Origin of the sequence: Prauserella rugosa (assembly GCF_000719975.1) — a bacterium.
GTDB lineage: Bacteria > Actinomycetota > Actinomycetes > Mycobacteriales > Pseudonocardiaceae > Prauserella > Prauserella rugosa.
Genome location: NZ_JOIJ01000009.1, coordinates 118,624 through 144,693, shown reverse-complemented (window position 1 = coordinate 144,693; position 26,070 = coordinate 118,624). Strand labels below are relative to the sequence as shown.

The 26,070-nt window shown below is 71.0% G+C and carries 25 protein-coding genes; 9 read left to right on the top strand and 16 right to left on the bottom strand.

All coding sequences use genetic code 11. The features are described 5' to 3' along the window. Window positions 1-926: 926 nt before the first annotated feature. The 3 genes from IF64_RS0114805 to pafA form a co-directional block, all read right to left on the bottom strand. A complete protein-coding gene (locus tag IF64_RS0114805) occupies window positions 927-3,062 on the bottom strand; it encodes a heavy metal translocating P-type ATPase (RefSeq protein ID WP_084705870.1) in 2,136 nt (711 codons plus the stop codon). Further along, window positions 3,059-3,412, bottom strand: coding sequence for an ArsR/SmtB family transcription factor (locus IF64_RS0114800; protein WP_030532695.1), 354 nt, complete (start codon window positions 3,410-3,412; stop codon window positions 3,059-3,061). Before IF64_RS0114800 ends, IF64_RS0114805 begins: the two co-directional genes overlap by 4 nt. 121 nt (window positions 3,413-3,533) lie before the next feature. After that, the gene (gene pafA / locus IF64_RS0114795) at window positions 3,534-4,892 is read right to left on the bottom strand and encodes a Pup--protein ligase (protein ID WP_030532694.1); all 1,359 of its coding nucleotides are present in this window, start codon (window positions 4,890-4,892) and stop codon (window positions 3,534-3,536) included. 102 nt (window positions 4,893-4,994) lie between these two features. Between pafA and IF64_RS0114790 the strand changes: the two genes are divergently transcribed. Further along, entirely contained in the window at window positions 4,995-6,488 is a 1,494-nt protein-coding gene (locus IF64_RS0114790) for a bifunctional phosphatase PAP2/diacylglycerol kinase family protein (RefSeq protein ID WP_030532693.1), read from the top strand. A 51-nt stretch (window positions 6,489-6,539) separates the two neighbouring features. Here the strand turns inward: IF64_RS0114790 and prcA are convergent, their stop codons facing one another. From prcA to dop, 4 genes are all read right to left on the bottom strand, one after another. Further along, window positions 6,540-7,373, bottom strand: coding sequence for a proteasome subunit alpha (prcA, locus tag IF64_RS0114785; protein ID WP_030532692.1), 834 nt, complete (start codon window positions 7,371-7,373; stop codon window positions 6,540-6,542). 76 nt (window positions 7,374-7,449) lie between these two features. Next, window positions 7,450-8,310 (bottom strand): proteasome subunit beta, encoded by an 861-nt coding sequence (prcB, locus tag IF64_RS0114780; protein ID WP_030532691.1) that lies wholly within the window; start codon window positions 8,308-8,310, stop codon window positions 7,450-7,452. Window positions 8,311-8,402: 92 nt separating this feature from the next. Next, entirely contained in the window at window positions 8,403-8,597 is a 195-nt protein-coding gene (locus tag IF64_RS0114775; protein ID WP_030532690.1) for a ubiquitin-like protein Pup, read from the bottom strand. 105 nt (window positions 8,598-8,702) lie between these two features. Continuing rightward, on the bottom strand, window positions 8,703-10,205 hold the full coding sequence (dop, locus tag IF64_RS0114770) for a depupylase/deamidase Dop (RefSeq protein WP_030532689.1): 1,503 nt from the start codon (window positions 10,203-10,205) through the stop codon (window positions 8,703-8,705). On the opposite strand from dop, the gene IF64_RS0114765 reads away from it, so the two are divergent. Then, on the top strand, window positions 10,204-10,767 hold the full coding sequence (locus IF64_RS0114765) for an NUDIX hydrolase (RefSeq protein WP_051757865.1): 564 nt from the start codon (window positions 10,204-10,206) through the stop codon (window positions 10,765-10,767). The two genes, dop and IF64_RS0114765, sit on opposite strands and share 2 nt — an antisense overlap. A gap of 54 nt (window positions 10,768-10,821) precedes the next feature. Here the strand turns inward: IF64_RS0114765 and IF64_RS0114760 are convergent, their stop codons facing one another. The 4 genes from IF64_RS0114760 to arc form a co-directional block, all read right to left on the bottom strand. Next, complete coding sequence (locus tag IF64_RS0114760; protein WP_030532687.1) at window positions 10,822-11,487, bottom strand: hypothetical protein; 666 nt, start codon at window positions 11,485-11,487, stop codon at window positions 10,822-10,824. A 63-nt stretch (window positions 11,488-11,550) separates the two neighbouring features. Further along, window positions 11,551-12,483, bottom strand: coding sequence for an aldo/keto reductase (locus IF64_RS0114755; protein WP_030532686.1), 933 nt, complete (start codon window positions 12,481-12,483; stop codon window positions 11,551-11,553). A gap of 59 nt (window positions 12,484-12,542) precedes the next feature. Then, the gene (locus tag IF64_RS0114750; protein ID WP_051757864.1) at window positions 12,543-12,947 is read right to left on the bottom strand and encodes a hypothetical protein; all 405 of its coding nucleotides are present in this window, start codon (window positions 12,945-12,947) and stop codon (window positions 12,543-12,545) included. Window positions 12,948-13,043: 96 nt separating this feature from the next. Then, a complete protein-coding gene (gene arc / locus IF64_RS0114745) occupies window positions 13,044-14,858 on the bottom strand; it encodes a proteasome ATPase (RefSeq protein ID WP_030532684.1) in 1,815 nt (604 codons plus the stop codon). 453 nt (window positions 14,859-15,311) lie between these two features. Between arc and IF64_RS0114735 the strand changes: the two genes are divergently transcribed. Further along, window positions 15,312-15,644: a hypothetical protein gene (locus IF64_RS0114735; protein ID WP_030532683.1), complete on the top strand. Its 333-nt coding sequence runs from the start codon at window positions 15,312-15,314 to the stop codon at window positions 15,642-15,644. Window positions 15,645-15,868: 224 nt separating this feature from the next. Next, window positions 15,869-16,627, top strand: coding sequence for a hypothetical protein (locus IF64_RS0114730; RefSeq protein ID WP_030532682.1), 759 nt, complete (start codon window positions 15,869-15,871; stop codon window positions 16,625-16,627). Window positions 16,628-16,738: 111 nt separating this feature from the next. Here IF64_RS0114730 and IF64_RS0114725 read toward each other — a convergent pair whose 3' ends face one another. Beyond that, entirely contained in the window at window positions 16,739-17,560 is an 822-nt protein-coding gene (locus tag IF64_RS0114725) for a tRNA (adenine-N1)-methyltransferase (protein WP_030532681.1), read from the bottom strand. An 88-nt stretch (window positions 17,561-17,648) separates the two neighbouring features. Continuing rightward, window positions 17,649-18,767, bottom strand: a complete 1,119-nt coding sequence (locus IF64_RS0114720; protein ID WP_036876715.1) for a site-2 protease family protein — start codon at window positions 18,765-18,767, stop codon at window positions 17,649-17,651. Between the two features lie 216 nt (window positions 18,768-18,983). Between IF64_RS0114720 and IF64_RS0114715 the strand changes: the two genes are divergently transcribed. From IF64_RS0114715 to IF64_RS0114705, 3 genes are all read left to right on the top strand, one after another. Next, entirely contained in the window at window positions 18,984-19,985 is a 1,002-nt protein-coding gene (locus IF64_RS0114715; protein WP_030532679.1) for a RecB family exonuclease, read from the top strand. A gap of 79 nt (window positions 19,986-20,064) precedes the next feature. After that, window positions 20,065-20,871 (top strand): thioesterase family protein, encoded by an 807-nt coding sequence (locus IF64_RS0114710; RefSeq protein WP_030532678.1) that lies wholly within the window; start codon window positions 20,065-20,067, stop codon window positions 20,869-20,871. Window positions 20,872-20,978: 107 nt separating this feature from the next. Further along, entirely contained in the window at window positions 20,979-21,908 is a 930-nt protein-coding gene (locus IF64_RS0114705) for a ParA family protein (protein ID WP_030532677.1), read from the top strand. A 110-nt stretch (window positions 21,909-22,018) separates the two neighbouring features. Here IF64_RS0114705 and hisG read toward each other — a convergent pair whose 3' ends face one another. The 3 genes from hisG to IF64_RS0114690 all read right to left on the bottom strand — a co-directional run bounded on the left by hisG (window position 22,019) and on the right by IF64_RS0114690 (window position 23,910). After that, window positions 22,019-22,864: an ATP phosphoribosyltransferase gene (gene hisG, locus IF64_RS0114700; RefSeq protein WP_030532676.1), complete on the bottom strand. Its 846-nt coding sequence runs from the start codon at window positions 22,862-22,864 to the stop codon at window positions 22,019-22,021. A gap of 17 nt (window positions 22,865-22,881) precedes the next feature. Further along, window positions 22,882-23,145 (bottom strand): phosphoribosyl-ATP diphosphatase, encoded by a 264-nt coding sequence (locus tag IF64_RS0114695; protein ID WP_030532675.1) that lies wholly within the window; start codon window positions 23,143-23,145, stop codon window positions 22,882-22,884. Window positions 23,146-23,208: 63 nt separating this feature from the next. Beyond that, window positions 23,209-23,910: an HAD family hydrolase gene (locus IF64_RS0114690; RefSeq protein ID WP_145600723.1), complete on the bottom strand. Its 702-nt coding sequence runs from the start codon at window positions 23,908-23,910 to the stop codon at window positions 23,209-23,211. 113 nt (window positions 23,911-24,023) lie between these two features. Between IF64_RS0114690 and IF64_RS0114685 the strand changes: the two genes are divergently transcribed. Further along, window positions 24,024-24,893, top strand: coding sequence for a PAC2 family protein (locus IF64_RS0114685; protein WP_425468472.1), 870 nt, complete (start codon window positions 24,024-24,026; stop codon window positions 24,891-24,893). Beyond that, the gene (locus IF64_RS0114680; protein WP_051757863.1) at window positions 24,890-26,050 is read left to right on the top strand and encodes an MFS transporter; all 1,161 of its coding nucleotides are present in this window, start codon (window positions 24,890-24,892) and stop codon (window positions 26,048-26,050) included. Before IF64_RS0114685 ends, IF64_RS0114680 begins: the two co-directional genes overlap by 4 nt. Window positions 26,051-26,070: the final 20 nt, after the last annotated feature.

The following is a 26,070-nucleotide window of genomic DNA, read 5'->3' as shown; positions in this document are numbered from 1 at the left end:
GGCTGGCGGCCGTGCAGATGTCGGTACTGCTGGCGGTCTCGTTCGCCGGCTGGGTGCCGATCGCGGCGTGGGTACTGCCGGAGCTGGGACACGGCGCGGCCGACGTCGTGACACCGTCGGTTCCCGGGGCGGTGCCGGACGTCGTGCAGACCGTCCTGTTCGCACTGCCGACCGGCTGGGGTATGGCCGCCGTCGACGCGCTCACCGCGTCAGGTTCGCCGCTGTCCGTGGCAGGCCTGCTGGCCGCTCTCGTCCTCACCGGACTGCTGGCGCGCAGAGGGTGGATCGCGCTCACGGCCCGCACCGTCGCCCAACCGCCCGCACGCATGCGCAGCGGTATCCGCGCGCGGCGCCGCGCCGCCGCGGCCCGCGCGCACCCGCGCCGCGGCGGCCCCGTGCGCGCCGTGGTCGACCGGGAGATCGCCACGTGGTTCCGCGATCCGCACCGGTTGCTCGGCCTCGGCCACGCGTGGGTCACGCCGGTGCTGATGATCGGTCTGGTCGCGCCTACCTCCTGGTCGTGGGCACTGCCGTTCATCGGGGTCGTCGCCGCCGCGCTGGCCGGGATGGTCGCGGTCAACACCTACGCCCTGGACGGCACCGCCCTGTGGCAGCTGTTGTCGACCCCGAGGGCCGTGCGCGCCGACGTCCACGGCCGCGCGGTCGCCTGGTTGGTGTTGTTCGGCCTGCCGATCGTCGGCGGAACCGTCGTGCTGTGCGTGCTCAGCGGTTCACCGCTGTGGCCGGTGGCGCTCGGCATGACCGTGGCGGCCACGGGAGCGGCTGCGTCCGGTTCCGGCCTCACCGGCGTGCTGATGCCCGCGATCGGAGCCGACGCCAGGAATCGCGTGTCCACCGCCGACGCCGGAGGCAATGCGGCGGGCGGGCAGTGGGCGATCTTCACCGCCGTCGCCGCGGTCGCGGCCCTACCCGTCGTGCTGGTCGCGGCCACCGGCCACGGCGGTACGGGAGCGGCGCACCTCGTCCTCGGCGTGTTCGTCGGGGCCGCAGCATGCGCAGGCATCCCCCGGCTGACGCGGGCCCGGCTCGACCGCACCGGACCGGCGTTGCTGGCGGCGATGGCCTCCCGCGACCTGTCCCGTCTGCGGCAGGCGCGCTGACGACCCGGTCGCGGAGCCGCGGCGCATCCGACGACCGGCACGAACACCGTTGCCGATGACCAGAACCTCGGCCACCTCGTGGATGAACACCACCGTGGCGAGGCCGAGCGTCCCGACCGCGGCCAGCGGCACGAGGGCGAGCACGATGAGGCCGGAGAGCGCGATGTTCTGCAGCATGATCGTCCGCGCTCGCCGCGCGTGTGCGAGGGCCTCCGGCAGATGGCGCAGATCGGTGCCCATCAGCGCGACGTCGGCGGTCTCGAGCGCGACATCGGTGCCCATGGCGCCCAGCGCGATGCCCACGTCGGCGGTCGCCAGCGCGGGGGCGTCGTTGACCCCGTCGCCCACCATCGCCACGGCACCGCCGCGTTTCCCACCGAGTGCGGCGATGTGGTGTGCCTTGTGCTCGGGACGCAGCTGAGCGTGTACGTCCTTCCGGTCGATCCCCGCTTCGGCGGCCAGCGCGGTGGCGGTCGCCCGGTTGTCCCCGGTCAGCATCGCGATCCGGAGTCCGCGGCGGCGCAGAGCGGCCACCGTTTCGGCCGCCTCGGGCCGCAGTTCGTCCCGGATGCCGAGCACCCCCAGCACCTCGCCGTCGTGTTCGACGACGACCACGGTCGTGCCGTTCTCCTGCAGACGGGCAGCCTCCGCGGCCAGCGGACCCGCGTCGAGCCACGCCGGGTGACCGAGCCGGGCCGGCCTGCCGTCGACGGTTCCCTCCACCCCGCAGCCCGGAACCGCCTCGACATCCCGTGCCGGCGTCACCGCTCCGGTGCCGGCCGCGGTCAGCACCGCGGCCGCCAGGGGATGTTCGCTCCGGACCTCCAACGCGCCGGCCACCGCGAGGACGCGGGCGCGGTCGCTGCCGTCCGCGGGCACCACGTCGGTGACCACCGGGTGGTTGCGCGTCAGCGTGCCGGTCTTGTCCAGTGCCACGGTGCGGACCGCTCCCAGGGTCTCGAGCGCCGCCCCGCCTTTCACGAGCACGCCGGACCGGCTGGCCGCGCCGACGGCGGCGATCACGGTCACCGGCACCGAGATCGCCAACGCGCACGGAGCGGCCGCCACCAGCACCACCAGCGCACGCTCGACCCACACGGCCGGATCGCCCCACAGCGCACCCGCTCCTGCGACGAGGGCCGCAAGCACCATGATCCCGGGGACGAGAGGACGCGCGATCCGGTCCGCTATCCGCTGCCTGCGCCCCTTGCGCCGCTGCGCGTCCTCGACGATGCGCACGACCTTCGCCAGCGAGTTGTCCGCCACCGTCGCGCTCGCCTCGACCGTCAGCGCACCGCTGCCGTTGACCGAGCCCGCGTAGACGGCGTCGCCGGGCACCACCTCGGCCGGAATCGACTCGCCGGTGATCGCCGAGGTGTCCACACCGGACCGTCCTTCGCGGACGGTGCCGTCGGTGGCGATCCGCTGTCCCGGACGCACCACCATCTTCTCGCCCACCCGCAGTTCGGCCGGCTCGACGACCCGCTCGACCCCCTCGCGCAGGACCGTGACCCGCTCGGGCACCAGCGCCAGCAACGCCCGCAGTCCGTGCCGCGTGCGCGTCAGGGAGTAGTCCTCGAGCGCCTCGCTGATCGAGAACAGGAACGCCAGCATCGCGGCCTCGGCGAACTGCCCGAGCACGATCGCCCCGAGCAACGCGATGGTCATGAGCGTCGCCACGCCGATCCCGCCCCGGCGCAAGGCGCGCACGGCGCCGGGCACGAACGTGGATCCGCCCGTCGCGGCGGCGAGCAGGTGCAGGGCGACCTCGACCTGCACCGCCCCGAACGCTCCTGCCACCAGCCCGCCTGCGAGCAGGACACCGGCGATCGCAGCGAGGCCAACCTCACGGACCCGCCAGAACGTCCGCGGGGTCTCGTCCTCCCCGTTGCCGGGCCGGACCGCAGCAGTCGTGCCCGGACCGCAACAGTCGGCGCTCATACCGGGTCCGCCTCGCCGACGAGCACGTTCAACGCCGTCCGCCCGTGGGCCGACAGGCGATACATCACGAGCTTGCCGTCCCTGCGTGAGTCCACCAGTCCCGCCGACCGCAGCTGCCGCAGGTGATGGGACACCAGTCCCTGCGACGAGCCGACGATCCACGCCAGGTCGCACACACACAGTTCGTCGCCCGCGAGCAGGGCACGGGCCACCCTCAGCCTCGTCGGATCCCCCAGCGCCCGCAGCCGTTCGGCGTCACGGGCGATCACCTCGGGCCCCGGCAGCGCCGCCCGGAGCGCCTCCGCGTGGTCGAAGTCGATACACAGCAGCTCGCACCGCTCGTCTCCCATGGCGTTCAATCTAACGCGCGTTGATATGTTTGACCAGACATGCCAGCAGACGACGGAGGGGCGCACCGCCCACGGCGATGCGCCCCTCCGCTCTCGGCCGCTCCCGCGGCCCCGCGTCCGACTACAGCGAGTTGATCAGACGGTCGACCCGCTCGTCGACGGCCCGAAACGGGTCCTTGCACAGAACCGTCCGCTGGGCCTGGTCGTTCAACTTCAGGTGCACCCAGTCGACGGTGAAATCCCGGCCCGCCTGCTGCGCCGCGGCGATGAAATCGCCCCGCAACTTCGCCCGCGTCGACTGCGGAGGCGTGTCCTTGGCCGCCTCGATCTCCCCGTCGTCGGTCACCCGCTGCACCAACCCCTTGCGCTGCAACAGATCGAACACCCCGCGCCCGCGCCGGATGTCGTGGTAGGCCAGATCCAGCTGCGCCACCCGCGGATCCGACAGGTCCAGGTTGTGCTTCGACCGGTACCGCTCGACGAACCGGTGCTTGATCGCCCAGTCGATCTCCGTGTCGATCAGCGAGAAATCCTGCTGCTCGACCGCATCCAGCGCCCTGCCCCACAGGTCGACGACGTGCCGCATCAGCGGACCGGCGTCGGTCGACTCGATGTGCTGCACCGCCCTGGCGTGGTACTCGCGCTGGATCTCCAACGCCGAGGCCTCACGCCCACCTGCCAGCCGCACCTGACGCCGACCGGTCAGATCGTGACTGATCTCCCGAATCGCACGGATCGGGTTGTCCAGACTGAAATCGCGGAACTGCACACCCTGCTCGATCATCTCGAGCACCAGGTGCGCCGTGCCGACCTTCAGCAGTGTGGTCGGCTCGGCCATGTTCGAGTCCCCGACGATCACGTGCAGCCTGCGGTACCGCTCGGCGTCGGCGTGCGGCTCGTCGCGGGTGTTGATGATCGGCCGCGACCGGGTGGTCGCACTCGAGACGCCCTCCCAGATGTGCTCGGCCCGCTGCGACAGGCAGTACACCGCGCCCCGCGGCGTCTGCAACACCTTGCCCGCGCCGCAGATCAACTGGCGGGTCACCAGGAACGGCAACAGCACGTCGGCGATCCTGGAGAACTCGCCGGCCCGTGTCACCAGGTAGTTCTCGTGACAGCCGTACGAATTGCCCGCGGAGTCCGTGTTGTTCTTGAACAGGAAGATGTCGCCGCCGATGCCCTCGTCGGCCAGCCTGCGCTCGGCGTCGACGAGCAGGTCCTCGAGGATGCGCTCCCCCGCCTTGTCGTGCGTGACCAGCTGAGCCAGGTCGTCACACTCGGCCGTGGCGTACTCGGGATGCGATCCGACGTCGAGGTAGAGCCGGGAACCGTTGGACAGGAAGACGTTGGACGAGCGCCCCCACGACACCACGCGCCGGAACAGGTAACGCGCGACCTCGTCGGGCGAGAGCCTGCGCTGCCCGTGGAACGTGCAGGTGACTCCGAACTCGGTTTCGATCCCAAAGATCCGCCGCTGCATCCTTCAAGGGTATGCGGTCGAGGGCGGGAACTGGGGAATGAATCGGTGTGGGTTTCCGGCCCGTCACGGTCTTTTCAAGCCGAGTGGGGCAGCATGGCCGCCATGCCCCTGCACCTGTTGCGCCGAGTGGGCCCGCTGGCCGAGGTCGGCCGCCGCGACCGCCGCCTCATGGCGCGGAGCGCCGCGCTGCCCCGCAGTCGCGCCGACCGCGCGCTCCTGCTGCTCAGCCGCTCCGCCGACAAGTCCCTGCTCTGGTGGTGCGTCGCCGGCGCGCTGGCCACCCGGAAGGGCAGCCTGCGCCGGGGAGCACTGCGCGGCCTCGGCAGCGTCGCCTTCGCAAGCCTGAGCGCCAGTTTCGTCGCCAAGGAACTGCTGCCCCGCCGCAGGCCCGCCTCCTCGGCGGTCCCGGAACACCGCAGACTGCTGCCCCGTCCGACCTCGTCGTCACTGCCGTCGGGCCACGCCGCGTCCGCGGCCGCGTTCGCCACCGGCGTGGCACTCGAAGCCCCAGCGGCAGGTCTGGCCCTGCTGCCGCTCGCCGCCGCCGTCGCCTACTCCCGGGTGCACACCGGCGTCCACTGGCCGAGCGACGTCGGAGCCGGGGCCGCACTCGGCGTGGGCGCCGCCGTCGCCACGTGCCACTGGTGGCCCGTCCGCGACGACCGCCCCGGACGCACCGCACACCGCGCCGAGGCACCACTCATGGTGGACGGCGAGGACATGCTCGCCGTCGTCAACCCCGGTTCCGGCGACCCCGCCGACGACCCGACACCGGAGGTCCGATTCGCGTGGCCGAAGGCCGAGCTGCTGTTCCCCGACGGGGAGGCCGACCTGCGCGGCCACATCACGGCCGAGCTCGACCGCCGCGGAGGGCGCGTCCGCGCGCTCGGCGTCTCCGGCGGCGACGGCACCGTCGCGGCGGTCGCCTCGGTCGCCGCCGACACCGGGCTGCCCCTGGCCCTCATCCCCTCCGGCACCCTGAACCACTTCGCCAGGGACGTCGGGGTGCGTTCCATGCCCGACGCCGACCTGGCCACCGAACGCGGCGCCGCCGTCGGCATCGACCTGGGCGAGGTGGTCGTCGAAGGGCGCGACGCGGTGCAACGCCGATGGTTCGTCAACACCGCCAGCCTCGGCGGTTACCCCGAGATGGTGCGGCTGCGCGAGAAGATCCAGCAGCGGCACCCGAAGTGGCCGTCGGCCGTCCTCGCGATGATCCGCGTGCTGCGCAGGGCCAAGCCGTTTCCGGTCCGGCTCAACGGAAAACGCGCGCTCGTGTGGATGGTGTTCGTCGGTAACGGCACCTACGCGCCGAAGGGATTCTGGCCCAACCGCAGGCCCGCGCTCGACACCGGACTGCTCGACGTGCGCTACCTGCGTGCCGACGTGCCGTACTCGCGCGCACGCTTCGTGCTGGCGGCGATCACCAAGACCCTGCACGCAAGTCACGTGTACCGCCAGCGCGACCTGCCGGAACTGGACGTCGAGGTACTCGACGGGCATCGCAGACTGGCCTCCGACGGCGAGGTCGGCCCGCTCGGCCGCGTCTTCCGATTCCGCTCCCGGCCGAGTGCGCTGACGATCTACCGCATCTGAGCCACGGGGACCGTCAGGTGGCCGTGCCACGACGCAGCACGGCCACCCACCTCACGACTGGTCCGAGTCGCTGCCGGAGCCCGAGTCGCCGTTCTCCGACGAGTCGGCCGAACCGGAAGACTCCGCCGAATCCGAGGACTCCGAGGATTCCGTGCGGGCGGGCAGCAGCGCGTCGAGTGCCGCGCCGGTGATGCGCCGGAACTTGCGGCCAGGGCGTTCGCGCTCCAGTACCGCCACCTCGAGCTTGCTCGGCTCGGACTCGGCCGACGACGAGCCGTTGCCGTTCGACCCGCTCGCCCCGCTCCCGGAACCGGAGCCCGACGGGCGGAACGCCTCGGCCGCGACGCGCACGGCGTCGGCCAACTCCATGCCGTCCGAGAAGGTGTCCTTCAGCTTCGTGCTGATCGCCTCGGTCTGCCCGCCCATCACGACGAACCGCGACTCGTCGCCGATCGACCCGTCGTAGGTGAGGCGGTACAGCTCGTCCTCGTCGGTGTTCGCACCGACCTGCGCCACACAGATCTCCACCTCGTACGGCTTGAGCTGCTCGGTGAAGATCGTGCTGAGCGTCTGGGCGTACACGTTCGCCAGCGCCCGCGCGCTGACGTCCCTCCGGTCGTACTGGTAGCCCTGCAGGTCGACGTGCCGGATCCCGCCACGCCGCAGGGCTTCGAACTCGCTGTAGCGACCGACCGCGGCGAACCCGATGCGGTCGTAGATCTCCGAGACCTTGTGCAACGTCGGCGACGGATTCTCCGCCACGAACAGCACCCCGCCCCGGTACTTGAGCACCACGACGCTCCGACCGCGCGCAATGCCCTTGCGCGCGAGCTCGGAACGCTCCCGCATCAACTGCTCGGGAGAGGCGTACAGCGGCATCGACACTTGCGTTGGCTCCGCTCTGCTCGGGAATGTCGGGCTGAAGAAGGAAACGGTGGGCGCCTGCCGGCACCCACCCGCGTCAGCTGCGCCAGTCGGCCTGGGCGGCCCGGTCGGCGACGACGGCCTCCGCGATGGCCGAGGTCTCCTCCTTGGGCAGCTGCACGGCACCGTGTTCGGCCGTGATCGTGACGACGGTCGGGTAGATCTTGCGCGCCACGTCGGGGCCGCCGGTCGCCGTGTCGTCGTCGGCGGCGTCGTAGAGCGACTCGATCGCGGCCCGCACGGCGGCGTCCTGATCGGCCTCGGGGTCGTACAGCTTCTTCAGTGCCGACTTCGCGAACACCGAACCCGAACCGATCGCGTGGAACCCCGCGTTCTCCTCGTACCGGCCACCGGTCACGTCGAACGAGACGATCCGGCCCGCCCGCTTGGGGTCCGTGGCCTCGATGTCGTAGCCGACGAACAGCGGAACCACGGCCAGGCCCGCCATCGCCGCGTCGAGATTGCCCCTGACCATCGTGGCGAGCTTGTTCGACTTGCCGTCGAGCGACAGCGAGACGCCCTCGATCTTCTCGTAGTGCGCCAGCTCGACCGTGTACAGCCGGACGAGCTCCAACGCGATACCCGCCGTACCCGCGATGCCCACCGCGGAGTAGGCGTCGGTGACGTAGACCTTGTCCATGTCGCGGGTCGCGATCAGGTTGCCGCTGGTCGCGCGGCGATCGCCCGCGATGAGGACACCACCGTTGAACGTCGAGGCGACGATCGTGGTGCCGTGCGGGGCGTCCAGGTCACCACCCGAGGCGACCATGCCCGCCGACCGCGCACTCGGCAACAGATCCGGTGCCTCGGCGCGCAGGAAATCGGCGAAGGACGAGGTCGTCGACGACAGGTAGGCGGAAGGCAACGCGAAGCCCGAGTTGCGCGGAGTGTGTTCCATGCGTGCTCGTAGTTCCCATCGACGAAGGGGACAGTATCGAAAAGTTGATCACCGAACCGGTGATCAACGAGGGTAGGACACGGCCGTGGGCGTCACTCGCCGCCCTTCTGCACGTAGGCGCGCACGAAGTCCTCGGCGTTCTCCTCCAGCACGTCGTCGATCTCGTCCAGGATCGTGTCGACGTCCTCGCCCATCTGCTCGCGGCGTTCCTGGCCTGCCGGGGCAGCGCCTTCGGCCTCGTCCTCGGAGTCGCCGCCGCCGTGCTTCTCGATCTTCTCCTGAGCCATTGTCGCCTCCCGGTGTGACCGATGAGCTCCTGTGCCCAGCCTACCCAGTGGAAGGCCGATTCGGGACGACCGTTGTCGGAGTGGTGATCTTCTCCCGACCGTCCACTAGTCCGATCCGGTCAACGCCTCGACCAGCTCCTCGGCCGTCTCCGCGCGGTCCAGCAGCGCTCCGACGTGCGCTTTCGTCCCGCGGAGCGGTTCGAGCGTCGGGATCCGCACCAGCGAATCCCTGCCCACGTCGAAGATCACCGAATCCCACGATGCGGCCGCGATCGAGCTGGCGTACTTCTCCAACGTCCTGCCCCGGAAGTAGGCGCGGGTGTCCGACGGCGGAGTCGTGATCGCCTCCTGCACCTCGTCCTCGCTGACCAGGCGTTTCATCGAGCCACGCGTCACGAGGCGGTTGTAGAGGCCCTTGTCGAGGCGCACGTCGGAGTACTGTAGGTCCACCAGGTGCAGCCGCGGAGCGGCCCAGCCGAGCTGGTCACGCTCCCGGTAGGCGTTCACGAGCCGCAGCTTGGCCGGCCAGTCCAGCCGGTCGGCCGCGTCCATCGGGTCGTGGGCCAGCGTGTCCAGCACCTCGCCCCATACGCGGAGCACTTCCTTGGCCTGCTCGTCGCCGCCCTCGCGTTCGACGTGGGCCGCGGCCATCTCGTGGTAGGCGTACTGCAGGTCCAGACCCGTGTACTTGCGCCCGCCGGCGACGTCCACCGTCGTCTTCAACGAAGGGTCGTGACTGATCTCGCGGACCGCCCGCACGGGCTCGTCCAGCTTGAGGTGGTCGAACCGCGTTCCCGCCTCGATCATGTCCAGCACGAGAGCCGTGGTGCCGACCTTCAGGAACGTCGAGTACTCGGCGAGGTTCGCGTCCCCGATGATCACGTGAAGCCTGCGGTACTTGTCCGCGTCGGCGTGCGGCTCGTCACGGGTGTTGATGATGCCGCGCTTGAGCGTCGTCTCGAGGCCCACCTCGACCTCGATGTAGTCCGACCGCTGCGACAACTGGAAACCCGGCTCCTCACCCTGCGGGCCGAGACCCACCCGCCCGGACCCGGTCACGACCTGCCGGGAGACGAAGAACGGCGTCAGACCCGCGATGACCGCCGTGAACGGCGTCGCGCGGTCCATGAGGTAGTTCTCGTGGGTACCGTAGCTGGCGCCCTTGCCGTCGACGTTGTTCTTGTACAGCTGCAGCTGGGGCTGACCGGGCACCGTCGCGGCGCGCAGGGCCGCCTGCTCCATGACCCGCTCCCCTGCCTTGTCCCAGATGACGGCGTCACGTGGATTGGTCACCTCGGGCGCGGAGTACTCCGGGTGGGCGTGGTCGACGTACAGCCGGGCGCCGTTCGTGAGGATCACGTTGGCCGCGCCGAGATCCTCGACGTCGTTGTCCTGGGTGGGTTGGCTGGGGCCGGTCAGGTCGAATCCGCGCGCGTCCCGCAACGGGGACTCGACCTCGTAGTCCCACCGCGCGCGCCGCGCCCGCGGGATGTCGGCCGCCGCCGCGTAGGCCAGCACCACCTGGGTGGAGGTCAGCACCGGGTTGGCGGTGGCGTCTCCCGGGACCGCGATCCCGTACTCCACCTCTGTTCCCATGATCCGCCGCATGCCACCACCCTACGGCCACTCGTGCCAGGATCACCGTGTGGGCGGTGACGAGCTCGTTGCGATCTACGACGACCATGCGCGGGTCGTCGGCTCCACGACCAGGGCCGATGTCCGCGCCCGAGGCCTGTGGCACGCGGCAGCCGTCGTGCTGGTGCGTTCGGGTGACGGCGGGTCCGTGTACGTCCACCGCAGGACCGCCACCAAGGACGTCTACCCGTCCGCGTTCGACTGCTGGGCAGGCGGTGTGGTGGCCGCGGGCGAGACCCCCGACGAGTGCGCCCGCCGCGAACTCGGCGAGGAACTCGGTATCCACGGCGTGAGGCCGGTGCCGCTGTTCTCGTGGGCGTTCGAACAGGGCTCGGTGCGCTGCCACAACTTCACATACGAGGTGCGCTGGGACGAGCCGGTGGTGCACCAGCCCGAGGAGGTGGCGGACGGGTGGTGGATGCCGCTCGAGGAGCTGCACACCTGGCTGCGGGCCGACGACGGAACCTTCGTCCCCGACGGCCGCCTCGGCACCCTCGAATGGTTCCGCCGCTTCGGCCGGGGTTCACCTCGGTGATCCGAGGGTGGCAGCCACAGCCGTTGGCCGAGCTGCCGGTGCCGCGGCAGCGGGTCAGGCGTGTTTGCCCACCGCGAGCGGGGCGAGCCTGCCGACGGCCTCCTGCGCGCTGACCCGGTCGGCCGCGCGGACCTCGACGGTCGAGAGCACGTCCTCGGCCGCGATCACCACGGTGCACGTGCCGACCTGGCACCACGCGTGCGTGTCGACCCCGTCGGGCGCACCGCTCACCGGGATCTCCTCACCCCCGCACGCGACCTGCTCGGCCAGCACGTCGGCGGCGGGCCGTTCCGCGTAACGCGTCACGAGGTGGTGCAGCGTCGATCCGGTGGGGTACTCCCACGCACGCTCGCCGACCTCGGCGGCACCCGGATGCCGGGCGATGGTCGCGAGGCAGGTCGGCGCCGCCGGATCCGCCTCCACCGCCGACGGTGCGATCGGCGTGACGCCTTCCTCGCGCACGTCGTCGTCGGTCAACAGCAGCGCCGAGTCCGCCGACGCGGGAGTGCCCTGCGGCTCCTCCGCCTGGCTACTCGAGGTGTCGCCGGATCGCGGCGCGCCCGACCCGCCGGACGAACCCTGCTCGGACTGTCCACCGGATCGATCTTCGCCGGCAGGCGGATCGTCGTAGTACGTGTCGAGATCGTTCTCCCGGTCGGCGCAGCCGGCGACCACGGCCAGCAGCGTGATCGCCACGGGCAGACCGGCCACGGCGGACATTCGCGCGCGTCGCACCTGTTTCTCGTCCTCTCCGGCAGGCTCGCGAGGTGCACGCGACAGTAGTCAACCCCACACGAGCTGCGACCGCCGGGCCCAGTAATCGCGCGGGTTCTCCCGCAGCTCGGCGAGTGTTTCCAGCTCATCGTCGCTGAGCCGGACCTCGGTGGCGGCGAGGTTGGCCGCCAGCTGGCAGGTGCCCGAGGGGCCGAGGAGAACCACGTCCGCCCACGACTCGGCGTACGCCGCGGCCAGCGCCACCGCGTCGGCCGCCACGCCGTGCGCCCGCGCGATGTCGGCCACCTCCCGCGGCGGCTCCACGACCAGCCTGCCGTTGGCGAGCGTCTCCTTCAGCTGCACCAGCGCACCGGCCTCGTGGGCCTCGGCCAGAGCGAGCCCCGCGGACGACTCCAGCACGTTCCACGTCGACTGCACGGCCGTGAACACGGGCGCCCCGTCGACGGTCAGGTCGAACGCCTTGCGGATCGTGTCGGCCTGGGCGGGCCCGGACGTGGAGAAGCCGACGCGGACACCCGTGTCGGCGAGTTCGGCGAGCGCCTCCTGCAACGCGACGTCGTCGAAGAGCGGACTGTCGGCCGTGAGCGAGTGCACCTGGTAGAGCGCAGGCACACCCACGGTGGCCTTGGTCTCGGCCCACTGCTGGCGGAACCGCGACAGCGAGTGTTCCTTCACCTCGTGCACGGACGCGTCCATGCGCCAGCCCCCGACGTACGCGTAGCCCCACTTGCTGGACACGACGACGTCCTCGTGTCCTCGGTCGGCCAGCCACGCGGCGAGGAACTCCTCGGCCCGGCCGTAGGACCGCGCCGCGTCGACCCGTCGCACGCCCGCGGCATAGGCCTCGTCGAGCACGTCGAACGTGGCAGAGCGCATGGCCTCGACCGTGCGCTCGGTGGGCAGGGCGTCCCGGCCGAGGTTGATGTAGGCGGGTCGACCCAATGCGGCGAGACCCACCGCCGTCCGTGCGATGACGTTCATGACGCGCACGGTAGTCGGCCACGTCGCGTGAGCCGCCTCATGCCGTGGCGTATAGGGGGTTATACATTTGCTGATGCGATGTCGTCGGCGCCCTCGACATCACCGCGCATCCGCCTGCGCATGAGCTCGAGAAATTGGTCCGCCGACAGCACCTCGCGATGCAGCTTCTCCAGACGCGCCGCGGGCGCGCGGACATAGCCCTTCCCGAACACCGGCGCAATCTGCCGCAGGCTCGCCCCCGCCTCACGGGCGGCGAGCAACGCCCAGTCGGAGGCGTTCGCGCACGCCGTCGCAGCCTCGCGCAGCTGCCCCAGCAGTGCGATCAACTCGTCGGCCTCCAGCCGGCCCTCGGCCACGGCCTCGGAGGCCTCCTCCAGCCAGGCCAGCATGGCCGCCGCGGTCACCGGCGGCGCGGTGACGGGCCGAGACGACTGCTCCCCTACTTCCTCGGATGTATCGCTCATGGCCCGAGCGTATAGGTCGTTATACGACTCGGGTGTCAGACACGCCGAGGGCCCGCCCCGGCAGGTGCGGAGCGGACCCTCGGCGTGTCGATCGCGTTACAGGTACTGGCCCGTGTTCGTGGCCGTGTCGATGACCCGACCGGAATCCTGGTTCTTGCCGGTGACGAGCGTGCGGATGTACACGATCCGCTCGCCCTTCTTGCCGGAGATCCGCGCCCAGTCGTCCGGGTTGGTCGTGTTCGGCAGGTCCTCGTTCTCCGCGAACTCGTCGACGATCGCATCCAGCAGATGCTGGACACGCAGGCCGGACTGCTCGGTCTCGAGCACCGACTTGATCGCCGCCTTCTTCGCCCGGTCCACGATGTTCTGGATCATCGCGCCCGAGTTGAAGTCCCGGAAGTAGAGCACCTCCTTGTCCCCGTTGGCGTAGGTGACCTCCAGGAACCGGTTCTCGTCGGACTCCTCGTACATCCGCTCGACCGTGTGCTGGATCATCGCGTCGAGCGTGGCCTTCTCGTCACCACCGAACTCCCGCAGGTCGTCCGCATGGATCGGCAGGCCCGGCGTCAGGTACTTGGAGAAGATGTCCTTCGCACCCTCGGCGTCCGGCCGCTCGATCTTGATCTTCACGTCGAGCCTGCCCGGACGCAGGATCGCCGGGTCGATCATGTCCTCCCGGTTGGAGGCACCGATCACGATGACGTTCTCCAACCCCTCGACACCGTCGATCTCGGCGAGCAGCTGCGGCACGATCGTCGTCTCCACGTCCGACGACACGCCGCTGCCACGGGTCCGGAAGATCGACTCCATCTCGTCGAAGAACACGATCACGGGCGTGCCCTCGGAGGCCTTCTCCCGAGCCCGCTGGAAGATCATCCGAATGTGCCGCTCGGTCTCGCCCACGAACTTGTTGAGCAGCTCGGGGCCCTTGACGTTCAGGAAGTACGACTTCGCCTCCGCGGCACCGCCGGAGACCTTCCTCGCCAGCGAGTTCGCCACCGCCTTGGCGATGAGCGTCTTACCGCAGCCGGGAGGGCCGTACAACAGCACGCCCTTCGGCGGCTGCAGCTGGTACTCCTTGTACAGATCGGCGTGCAGGAACGGCAGCTCGACCGCGTCCCTGATCTGCTCGATCTGCCCGAACAGACCACCAATGTCCTCGTAGGCGACGTCGGGCACCTCCTCCAGCACGAGGTCCTCGACCTCGGCCTTCGGCACCCGCTCGTAGGCGTAGCCCGCCTTCGAGTCGACCAGGATCGAGTCGCCCGACTTCAGCGTCTCCCCCGCGAGCGGGTCCGAGAGCCACACGACACGTTCCTCGTCGGCGTGCCCGACGATCAGTCCGCGGAAGCTGCCACCGTCGGTCTCGGGTGGAAGCACCTCGCGCAACGTGCACACCTCACCGGTGCGCTCGAAGCCGCCGCTCTCGACGACCGTGAGCGCCTCGTTGAGCCGCAGGGTCTGGCCGCGTTGCAACGATTCGACCTCCACAGAGGGCGACACGGCGACGCGCATCTTCCTGCCGGACGTGTACACGTCCACCGTGTTGTCCTCGTAGGCCTCGACGAAGACGCCGTACCCGCTCGGCGGCTGGGCGAGCCGGTCGACTTCCTCTCGGAGCGCCAGCAGTTGGCTTCGCGCCTCGCGCAAGGTCTCCACGAGCTTCTCGTTGCGCTCGGTGAGTTGGTTCACGCGCTCGGTCGCTTCGGCCAAGCGTTGTTCGAGGACCCGGTTCTGCCGGGGCGAGTCGGTGAGCTTCCTGCGAAGCAGCGCGACTTCTTCCTCGAGTTGCCGGATCTGGCTCGTCTCGTCGCCGGTCCGGTTTTCCGCGGGAGACCCCGCGGCGGTCGCTCCATTCGCTTCTGAAGAGTCGGCCTCCTCGTGCCGACCACCGGGAAGGTCGTGTTGCATTTCGGCACCTCCTCGGAATGCATTTGCTTCCACGGTACCGGCGATCACCGACATGAAAAGGCTTTGCCGTGTTACAGGATCGGTGCGTCGCGCGGACCCGAGGGGCTACCCACAGCTCCGCCCAGGGATTCAGAACTCCCCACCACGACGCGATTTCCACCGAACGGCCGCAACGGTGACGGGCTGTGTCCCCTCCGCAGTCACGCCATCTCCTGCGTGATCGCCATGCGGCCACCTGCCGCGCGGAGGGCGCCGCGGGCGACGTGATCGGTCCACCCGTCCCACACCATGGACCGGACAACTCGGGCGCACGCGACACGATACGGTGAGCCCCGCCGACGGCGTGTCGGCAACCGGCCGCAGCGGCGCTCCCGGCACCGATGCCAGGCAACGCCCCGGCGAACCACCCGTGGAAACCGGTCCTCAGCACCGCATGTCACCAGGTAGGGAGTCATGACGAAGCCAGCTCGACCGCCGTCGGGAGGCCACTCGCCCACGCACTCGGCCCCCGGGATCGAGGCCACCGAACCGTCCAGCGCCGGCCACAGCACCACCAACGGGGCCACCAACGCGGCCGCCGACGACGCGACCGACCCGTCGTCGACCCGGACCCGGCTGTTGATCACGGCGGCGATCGCGCTCCTGCTGCTCGTCTCCGCCGCGTTGACCACGTTCTTCCTCGTCACCGACGACGGAGCGGACAGCGCCGCGGCCGTGGCATCCGCGGCCACCCCGCTCTCCCACCCGCTCTCCCACCCGCTCTCCAACCCGCTCTCCAACCAGTAGCGGCGACCCTGCCCCGCCGAGGTCGTGTTCCCCGCCGGGCGCAACCCTGCCTCCACCTGCGGGTCACGACACGCGGAACGGACACCCGTGGACAAAGCGGGCGCCGACCCGCCGCCGTACCCCGACGGATGGTGCATGGGCTGAGCCGGAGCGCGTGGGCCTCGATACGATCACGCTGATCGACCAGGCACATCAGGCCGCGCGCCCGAACCGAAGGGGATCCGATGACCTACCCGCCGCAGCCTCCCGGTCCGGGGCAGCCGGACCCCTACGGCCAGTACGGGCAGCAGCCTTACGGTGGCCAGCAGCCAGGCCAGTACGGACAGCCGGACCCGTACGGCCAGCAACAGCAGTACGGCCAACCCTACGGTCAGCAGCCGTACGGGCAGCCCGGCCAGTACGGCCAGCAGTACGGCATGTACCCGGGCGGCCCCGGCGGCGAGCCGCCCAAGAAGAAGACGGGCCTGATCATCGGCATCGTGGCGGGCATCGTCGTGGTGGCGGCCGGCGTCTTCGCCATCCTCGCGTGGGTGGCGCCCGGTTTCCTGCTCGACGACGAGGAGTCGGCCGAGGGCGAGAACCAGGGCGGCTCGGCCGAGTCCAGCCAGCAGAGCGCACCGTCGTCGGAGCAGGCGCCCACCACGGAGGAGAGCTCGGCTGCCTCGGAGCCGACGAGTGAGTCCGCACCCGCCGGTGGCGCCGCGCCCGACGGCAAGAGCACGCCCGAGGAGACCGCCGAAGCGGCCGCGGACGCCTACAACGCCGGGGACAAGGCCGCCATCCAGCGCCTGATCTGCCCGAGCACCGGCCAGAAGGCCCCGGACATCCCCGCGGGCACGCAGGTCGAGGTGACCGGTGACGCGGACATCACCGGCGACGTCGCCCAGGTTCCCGCCGAGAACAAGGGCCAGAACACCACGTTCAACTTCGTCCTCAGGAACGAGGGCGGTTCGTGGTGCTACTACGGCGACAAGCGGTCCTGACGGCCGCACCGACCAGGCGCACCGGTCAGCCGCACCGACAGCCGTGCGCGGCGGGGTCCCGCAGGAACTCCGCCGCGCACGCCGTGACCGGCCACGATGGCGGGCGCGGGGTCAGCCGCGGCTCGGCCTCCGCTGCTGACGCAGCGGCGTGACCCCGTCGGCCAGCCGACGGGTCGTCAACAGGAACGCCGTGTGGGCCACCATCCGGTGTTCGGGCCGCACCGCCAGGCCCACCACGTGCCACGGCCGCAGCACCGTCTCCCACGCCTGCGGTTCGGTCCAGCACTGCTGTTCCCGCAACGCCTCGGTGACCGCCGACAGCTGCGTCGTCGTCGCGACGTAGACCACCAGCACACCGCCGGGCACCAGGTTGCGGGCCACGGTGGGCAGGACGTCCCACGGCGAGAGCATGTCGAGGATGATCCGGTCGACCTCGCCGTCGTGGTCGGCGACGTCCCCGCGGTGCAGCTCCCAGTTGTCGGGCCGCGTGCCGAAGAACCGTTCCACGTTGCGCTCGGCGTGCTCGGCGTGGTCGTCACGCACCTCGTAGGACGTCACGCTGCCGTCGCCGCCGACCGCACGCAGCAGCGAGCACGTCAGCGCGCCCGAACCGGCACCGGCTTCCAGCACGCGCGCCCCGGGGAAGATGTCGCCCCACATCACGATCTGCGCGGCGTCCTTCGGGTAGATCACCTGCGCACCGCGCGGCATGGACAGCACGTAATCCGACAGCAGGGGCCGGATCGCCAGATAGCTGGTGCCGCCCACCGACGTGACGACCGACGCCTCGGGCTTGCCGATGATGTCGTCGTGGGCGATCGCGCCGCGGTGTGTGTGGTACTGCTCCCCCTCCGCGAGCACGATCGTGTAGTGCCGTCCCTTCGGGTCGGTCAGTTGTACGCGATCCCCGACACGGAACGGTCCTGCGCTCACGAAACTCCCACCTCACTGCCCCCTCGGGCGTCTTTTCGGCAGCGGTCGATCGTTCCAGACACCCGGGCAGGACGGTGCAGTGGGTGGCTCACTCCGGGCGGGCCCCGCGGGACTCGCGGGCACCGCCGCGGCCGGACAGTGCGGCCCTGAGATCGTCCCTGTGCAGCACGCCCGCGGGTCTGCCCTCGTCGTCGACCACGAGGAACTGCCAGGAGGCGACCTCGGCGACCCGTTCGATCACGGCGTCCCCGGATTCCGACATCAGCAGCACCGTCTCGGCTCTGATGGGTTCGGCGGCCAGTTCCGCCGGCGACCGCGGTGAGTCCGCGGCCAGGTGCTCGGCGGAGGTCTCGTCCAGCAGTCCCGCCGCGACACCGTCGGCGCGCACGAGCACCACTCCCCTGCCCGCCGAGGCCGACAGTGCCGATTCGACGGGGCTCTCCGCGGGCAGCTGCAGCACCGGCCGCACGAGGTCGCTCAGTTCGAGGCCCGCGGGCCAACTGCGCCGTTGTTCGGCCGCGAACTCGCCCGTCGCCCCCGTCACGACGAACCAGGCCGTCACCACGCACACACCCAACCGCAGCCAGCGGTCGTCACTGCCCGAGGCCAGGCCCCACAGCGCCCACACGATGAGGGCCAGCGCGACGAGACCGCCACCGAACACCGCCGCCCGCGTGCCCGTCGCCCGCGTGCCGCTCAGCGCCCACACGCCCGCGCGCAACAGTCGTCCGCCGTCGAGCGGCAGGCCGGGAAGGAGGTTGAACACGCCGACGGCGAGGTTCGCCACGGCGCACTGGGCCACCAGCAACCACACCGGGCCGCCCGGCGGCACCGCGACGAGCAGCAGGCCGCAGAAGGCGGCCAGCAACACCGACACGATCGGTCCCGCGGCCGCGACGAGTCCCTCGTGCCGGGGCCTCGTCGGCGTCCGCGCCACCTCGGACAGACCGCCGAGCAGGAACAGTCGCAACCGGCGCACGGGCATACCGAGCCGCAGTGCGACCACGACGTGCCCGAGCTCGTGGGCCAACACCGACACGCCCAGCAACAGGGCGAACGCGGTGGCCAACGCCCACGACACGCCTGCACTCGCGCCGGGCAGCAGCCTGCCGACGAGGGGGCTGTAGAGCACCACGATCAGCAGCGAGCCGATCCACCACGACGGCGAGAGCAGCACCGGCACACCGTCGACGCGGAACAGCAGCAGCCCGCCCTCGGTGACGGCCCCGCGCCGGGACCTGCTCGTCGTGTTCACCAGGCGAGGGTAGAACGCGGCATGTACGAGCCCCGTTACCGACGTGCGCCGTGTCCACACCGTGACCGGTGACATCCCCCTTCCGGGACTCCCTCGCCGCCCCGGGGCGGTGTGATCGGAAACGTCGGGGGTCCTCGTTAGGGTTCCGGGCATGAGGCGAGGGCACGCATGACCGACAGCACGCCGATCGAGACCCCGACCAATACTTCGACCGCGACTTCGACCGCGACTTCGGCCGCGACTTCGACCGCAGCCGCGACCGATCCGGCCGGCGACGCAGCGCGACCGCGCAGGAGGCCCGCGCTGTCGCCGTCCCGCGCCGGCGACTTCAAACAATGTCCGCTGCTCTACCGGTTCCGCGCCGTCGACCGTCTTCCCGAACCCCCGACCCAGGCACAGGTCCGCGGCACGCTCGTGCACTCGGTACTGGAGCGCCTGTTCGCCCTGCCCCGCGGCGAACGCAGCCCCGAACGCGCCCGCGCGCTGCTGGCACCGACGTGGGAGGAACTGGCCGCCGACAGTCCCGAGTGGACGGCCCTGTTCGACGACGAGGAGACCGCATCCGGCGCCGGCGACGCCAACGGCGGGGCCGGCTCGGCACCCACCCCGGCCGGATGGCTCGAGGGCGCGCAGAAACTCCTCGACGCCTACTTCGAACTCGAGGACCCCAACCGGCTCGAACCGGAGGCGTGCGAACTGCACGTCGAGACCGAACTCAGTTCCGGAGTCCTGCTCCGCGGCTACGTCGACCGCCTCGACGTGGCACCGACCGGCGAGATCCGCGTCGTGGACTACAAGACCGGGGCCGCGCCGAGGGCGATCGGCGAGGCCAAGGCGATGTTCCAGATGAAGTTCTACGCCGTCGTGCTCTGGCGCACGCGCGGCGTCGTGCCGCGGCAGCTCAAGCTGATGTACCTGCGCGACGGGCAGGCATTGGCCTACACCCCCGACGAGGCCGAGCTGGCCCGCTTCGAACGCACCCTCGAAGCGATCTGGTCGGCGATCCTGAAGGCGGGCAAGACGGGCGACTTTCGCCCCAATCCGAGCAAGCTGTGCGACTGGTGCGCACATCAGGCGCTATGCCCTTCGTTCGGCGGCACACCTCCGGAGTATCCCGGCTGGCCCGAGCCGGACGCCGGTGAGGAATCCGCACTCGACAGAGCGGACTGACGCACCGGCCACGACCGCGGGCGGACCGCGTGGCCGCCACCCGCCCCACGCCGAACCGATGAGCAACGGAGCCGCATCCATGACCGACGGAGCCGAATCCCCGGGCGCCTTCTACCTCCCCCACGGCGGCGGTGTGTTCACCCCGACCGTGCACACCGTGGGCCCGTGGACACCGGAGGCGCAGCACTTCGGCCCGCCGTCGGCGCTGCTCGTCCGTGGTCTGGAACAGGTCCCCGCCGACCGGGGCATGGTGCTCGCCCGCGTCACCGTCGAGATCCACGGGCCCGCGCCGCTGACCGCACTGACGCTCACGTCGCAGCTGGCCCGCCCTGGACGGTCGGTCGAGCTCGTCACCGCGCGGCTCACGTCCGGGGAGGGCGCGCAGGCGAGGGTCGTGGCCTCGGCCTCGGCGTGGCGGATCGCCACCTCCGACACGGCAGCGGTCCGCACCGGCGAAGCCGGGCCGCTCACATCGCCCGACGAGTGCCCGCCGGTGCAGTGGCCGGAGAGCTGGCACGACGGCTACCTCTCGGCGATGGAATGGCGCGCCGTCGACGGTGCGGTGCGCGAACCGGGCCCGGCGACGGTCTGGGCGCGGCAGCGCGTCCCGCTCGTGGCGGGCGAGGAGCCGACGCCGATGCAGCGCCTCCTGGCGGTGGCCGACTCCGGCAACGGCGCCTCCAACGAACTGGACATGACCCGGTGGTGGTTCATCAACTCGGAGCTGACCGTCCACGCCCACCGCCCGCCCGAGGGCGAGTGGATCGGGCTGGCCGCGCGCACGGTTCTCGGCCCGAACGGCGTCGGCACCGCCCGCAGCACGCTGCACGACATCCGCGGGCAGGTGGGCGGCGGCACGCAGGCGCTGCTGGTCCGCGAGCGCTGAGGCCGGCCGTGGCACGATCGACCGGCGCGCCGAGCGGCGAACACCACCGCCGGAGCGCACTGATCGACTAACCTGCTGCCAGCAATCGAGATCAGGAGCGGCGCACAGTGCAGATCACCTCGGTGGTCAACCAGAAAGGCGGGGTCGGCAAGACCGCGCTCAGTGTCGGCGCCGCCGCCGCGCTCGCGGAGCGGGGTCGGCGAGTTCTGCTCATCGACCTCGACCCGCAGGGTCACGCGACGACGGAGATGCTGGGACTGCCCGAGACCCCGGCCGACCAGCCCAGCCTGGCCAAGGCGCTCACGAAGACGTGGCGCGGGCCGGTCGAGGAGCTCGTCGTCCCCCACCCCCGCAGCAACGTGGGCAGGGGCGGCGCCTTCGACGTCATCCCCACCTCACCGGGCATGTTCGACCTGATCCGCAGGCTCGACCAGTTCCGGGTCCCCGGGTGGCAGCTGGCGCGGGTGATCCAGTTCGCCAACTACGACCACGTGATCATCGACTGCCCGCCCGCGCTCGACGTGCTGACCAACAACGCGCTCGTCGCCACGAGCGGCGTGCTGGTCCCGGTGCAGCCCGACCGCACGAGCATCCGCGCGTTGCGGCTCATGCAGGAACAGATCTCGCACCTCGAGACGATGGTCGAGCGCCCGCCGATCTCCTACTACGGCCTGGTTCCCGGTCTGTACCGCAGGCCGATCTCCGGATACGCCGTGACCGCGCTGCGGGAGCTCGAGCAGTTCGGCATCCCGGTGCTGCCGCACGTGCCGCTCGGCGTGGTGATGAACGAGGCGGCCGCGCGCGGCATGCCGGTGACGACGTTCGCCCCGGAGACCACGCACGCGGCGGCGTTCCGTGAGATCGCACGGGCGCTCGACGAATCGCCGGGAAGCGCACCACCGATGCCCCAGGCGTCCGAGCAGGACTTCGACTTCGGCGATTTCATCACCGACGTCGCCCACACCCGCAACGCCAACGACAACGGCGCCCGCAAGAAGCTCTACGACCTGCTGCCGAAGCGCACTCGCGAGCAGTAGACCGGCGGCCTCGGTGAACCCGAGGGAAAGAGAGCCCGAGACACACAGTGGCCCGGCCCCCGTGGGAGCCGGGCCACTGTGGTGTCCGTGGTGCCCGTAGCGGCGTCCGGTCAGAGCCGGCAGGAACGGATGTCGGAGGCCAGGATGGCCTTCGCCCCCACGGCGGCCAGCTCGTCCATCACGGCGTTGACCGCCTTGCGCGACACCATGGCCCGCACGGCGACCCAGTCCGGGTCGGCCAACGGCGCCACGGTCGGCGACTCGAGACCGGGCGTGATCGCCGAGGCCTGCTCGAGCAGCGCCCGCGGGCAGTCGTAGTCGAGCATCATGTAGTGCTGGGCGAACACGACGCCCTGCAGCCGGGCGGTGAGCTGTTCGACCGCGGGGGTCTTGCCGTTGCCCGTGTGCTCGATGAGCACGGCCTCCGACACGCAGATCGGATCACCGAACGCGACGAGTTCGTGCTGCCGCAAGGTCCGCCCCGACCCCACGACGTCGGCGATCGCGTCGGCGACCCCGAGCTGCACGGAGATCTCGACCGCCCCGTCGAGCCGGATGACCTCCGCCTCGACGCCCTGGCGGGCCAGATCGTCCCGCACCAGGCGCGGGTACGACGTGGCGAGCCGCTTGCCGTGCAGGTCGGCGACGGTCCATTCGCGCCCCGCGGGGGCGGCGTACCGGAACGTCGACCCGCCGAAGCCGAGTGCGAGCTTCTCCTGCACCGGGGCGCCCGAGTCGAGCGCCAAGTCCCGGCCGGTGATGCCCAGGTCCAGTTCGCCCGAGCCGACGTAGATCGGGATGTCCTTGGGGCGCAGGAAGAAGAACTCGACCTCGTTCACCGGGTCGAGCACGGTCAGGTCGCGCTGCTCATGTCGCTTGCGGTAGCCCGCTTCCCCGAGCATCTCCGACGCGGGTCCGGCCAGCGCACCCTTGTTCGGTACCGCGACACGCAGCATCTGACGTCCTCTCTCACTCACAGGTACCGGTAGACGTCGTCCATCGACACGCCCCGGCCGATCATCAGCACCTGAATCCGGTAGAGCAGCTGGGAGATCTCCTCGGCCAGTCGCTCGTCGGACTCGTGCTCGGCGGCGATCCACACCTCGCCCGCCTCTTCCAGCACCTTCTTGCCCTGGGCATGCACCCCGGCGTCCAACGCGGCCACGGTGCCCGATTCCGCGGGGCGGGTGCGGGCACGTTCGGTCAGCTCGGCGTACAGCTCGTCGAAGGTCTTCACGGGCAGAATCCTGTCATCCGCGTGCCGCACTCCGACGAGCGACCCGACTCGTGATGTCGCAGCTCACCGCGACGCGTGGATGCGGCCGAATTCGGCGGCGTCGACTCCCACCAACGAGGAGCGGAAGATGCGCCCGGCCCCCTGGGCCACCGGCACGTCCGCCTCGACGACCACCACCGTGCACCCGGCTGCCTCGGCCGACGCGGCGCCGACCGGCGAGTCCTCGACCGCGACGCAGTCCGCGGGCTGCAGGCCCAGCAGACGGGCCGCGCGCAGGTACGGCTCGGGCTCGGGCTTGTTGCGGCCGTCGACCTCGTCACCGCACACCGTGACGGCGAAGAACTCCCGGCCGATCGTGTTGAGCGCGAGCTCGGTCAGACCGCGTTCGGTGGAAGTGACCAGCGCACACGGCACGCCTGCGGCACGCAGTGACTCGAGCGCCTCCCTGGCACCGGGGCGCCACGGCAGTGCGTCGGAGAAGAGCTCGGCGGTCCTGCCCCGCATCCACCGGGCGATCTCGTCGGCCGCGTCGTCGGTGACGTCCCTGCCCGCGAACTCCAGCAGCCGCCGGGACGTCGAGGCCATGTTGGATCCGACGAGCGAGATCCGCTGCTGCGTGGTGAGTTCACCACCCAACCGCTGGGCGCCCTCGGCGAGGACGATGTCCCACAGCTTCTCGGAGTCCACCAGGGTGCCGTCCATGTCCCACAGCACGGCGGCGGGGCCACCCGATCCGGGCACGGCGGACGGTTCGGTCACGAGCATCTCCTCGGGTCGCACTCTCGCGCACGGTGGGGCCGGCGCACGTCAAGCCTACGGTGGCGGAGGCACCGTGCGTCGAGACGTAGGCTGGGCGGGTGAGCACGCCCTTCAACGACTTGACCGACGCGGACACGGGCCGGCAGCGGCCCGGCCCCGTCATGCTCGTGGCCTTCGAAGGTTGGAACGACGCAGGCGACGCGGCCAGCACGGCCCTCGAACATCTGCAGCTCAACTGGGACGCGACCCCGCTGGCCGAGCTGGAACCGGACGACTACTACGACTTCCAGGTGAGCAGACCCACAGTGCGGATGGTCGACGGCGTGACGCGTCGCGTCGAATGGCCGACGACGCGGCTGTCGGTGTGCCGCCCGGCTGCGGCCGACCGGGACATCGTGCTCGTGCAGGGTCCCGAACCGAACATGCGCTGGCGCCAGTTCTGCGCCGAGCTGCTCGAACACGTGGAACAGCTCGGCGTGGAGACCGTCGTGACCCTCGGCGCGCTGCTGGGTGACACCGCCCACACCCGGCCGGTGCCCGTGACCGGAACGGCCTACGATTCCGAGGCGGCGAAGCGCTTCGGCCTCGAACGCGAGCGGTATCAGGGCCCGACCGGCATCGTCGGCGTGTTCCAGGACATGTGCGTCCAGGAAGGGGTCCCCGCGGTGTCGGTGTGGGCGGTCGTGCCGCACTACGTCTCCCAGCCGCCGTCCCCGAAGGCGACCATCGCGCTGCTCAACAAGCTCGAGGACATCCTCGACATCGGCATCCCGCTCGGCTCGCTGCCCGAGCAGGCCGAGGAGTGGCAGAAGACGGTCAGCGAGATGGCCGACGAGGACGAGGACATCGCCGACTACGTCCGTTCACTGGAGGAACGGGGCGACGCGGAGATCAATCTCGACGAGGCCAGCGGCGAGAAGATCGCCGCCGAGTTCGAGCGGTACCTGCGCAGGCGCAGGCCCGACGGACCCGGTTCGACGGGCCGGTGAGCGGGCCCGCGGAGACCGGCTCAGCGGCCGGGTCGCGGCTGCCGCGCGCAGGCCTGTATCTCGGGGCACTGCTCGGTCCGTTCGGCGGCGGTGTCGTCGCCGCGATCCTGCCCGAGATCGGGGAGAGCTTCGCCGTGCCCGCGTCCGCGGCCGCGTCCTCGCTGACCGCGTATCTCCTGCCGTTCGCGGCGCTCATGCTCGTGTCGGGCACGCTCGGCGAACGCTGGGGTCCGGCGCGGACGATCCGGATCGCCTACGTCGCCTACGCCGTGGTGAGCGTCCTGGCGGTGGTGGCGCCGTGGTTCTGGCTGTTCCAGACCGGCCGCGCACTGCAGGGCTGCGCCAACGCGTTCACCACTCCCCTGCTGATGGCACGGCTGGCCGCCATGACCCCGCCGGAACGCCTGGGCAGGGCGCTGGGCATGTTCGGGGCGATGCAGGCCGTCGGGCAGACGTCCGCGCCGCTGGTCGGCGGGCTCGCGGGCGAGGCGTCGTGGCGGTGGGCGTTCGTCGGGATCGCCGTGGTGGGCGCGCTGCTGGCGGTGTGGCCACTGCCTGCCGACAACGGTGGGTCCACCCCCGCGGCGGGGCGACTGCGCGACCCCTGGCGCCGCGACGTGCTCGTGCCCGGTCTCGTCGCGCTCGTCGGATGGGCGTGCCTGGCCGGACTGTCGTTCCTGGTGGCGTTCCGGTTCGAGGACGCGTTCGACCTGGGTTCCGGTGCGCGCGGGCTCGTGCTGACCGGCTTCGGCGCCGCAGGTTTCCTGTGCGCCCGCGCGGCAGGCGCGGCCACCGACCGGTTCGGCGGGCGGACGACGGCGCTCGTGGGACTGCTGGCCGGGGCGGGGCTGCTCGTGCTCATCGGCGGGGCGACGGCGATGCCGATCGCCATCGCCGCGTGGGCCGCAGCCGGGATCTGCGGGCAACTCGTCCTCGTCGCGGTGAACACGACCGTGCTGTCGGACACCGGGCCCGGACGTGGCGGTGCGATCTCGGTGGTGCAGGCACTGCGGTTCCTGGGCATGGCGGCCGCGCCCGCCGTGTTCACGGCGCCGTACCACGCCGACGCGCTGCTCGGCTTCGCGCTGCCGGCCGCAGCCCTCGTCGCCGCGGCTCCCCTGTCGATCACGCTCAGCCGCGGACGTTCCCGCGACTGACCGACCGGGGTGCGGCTGGC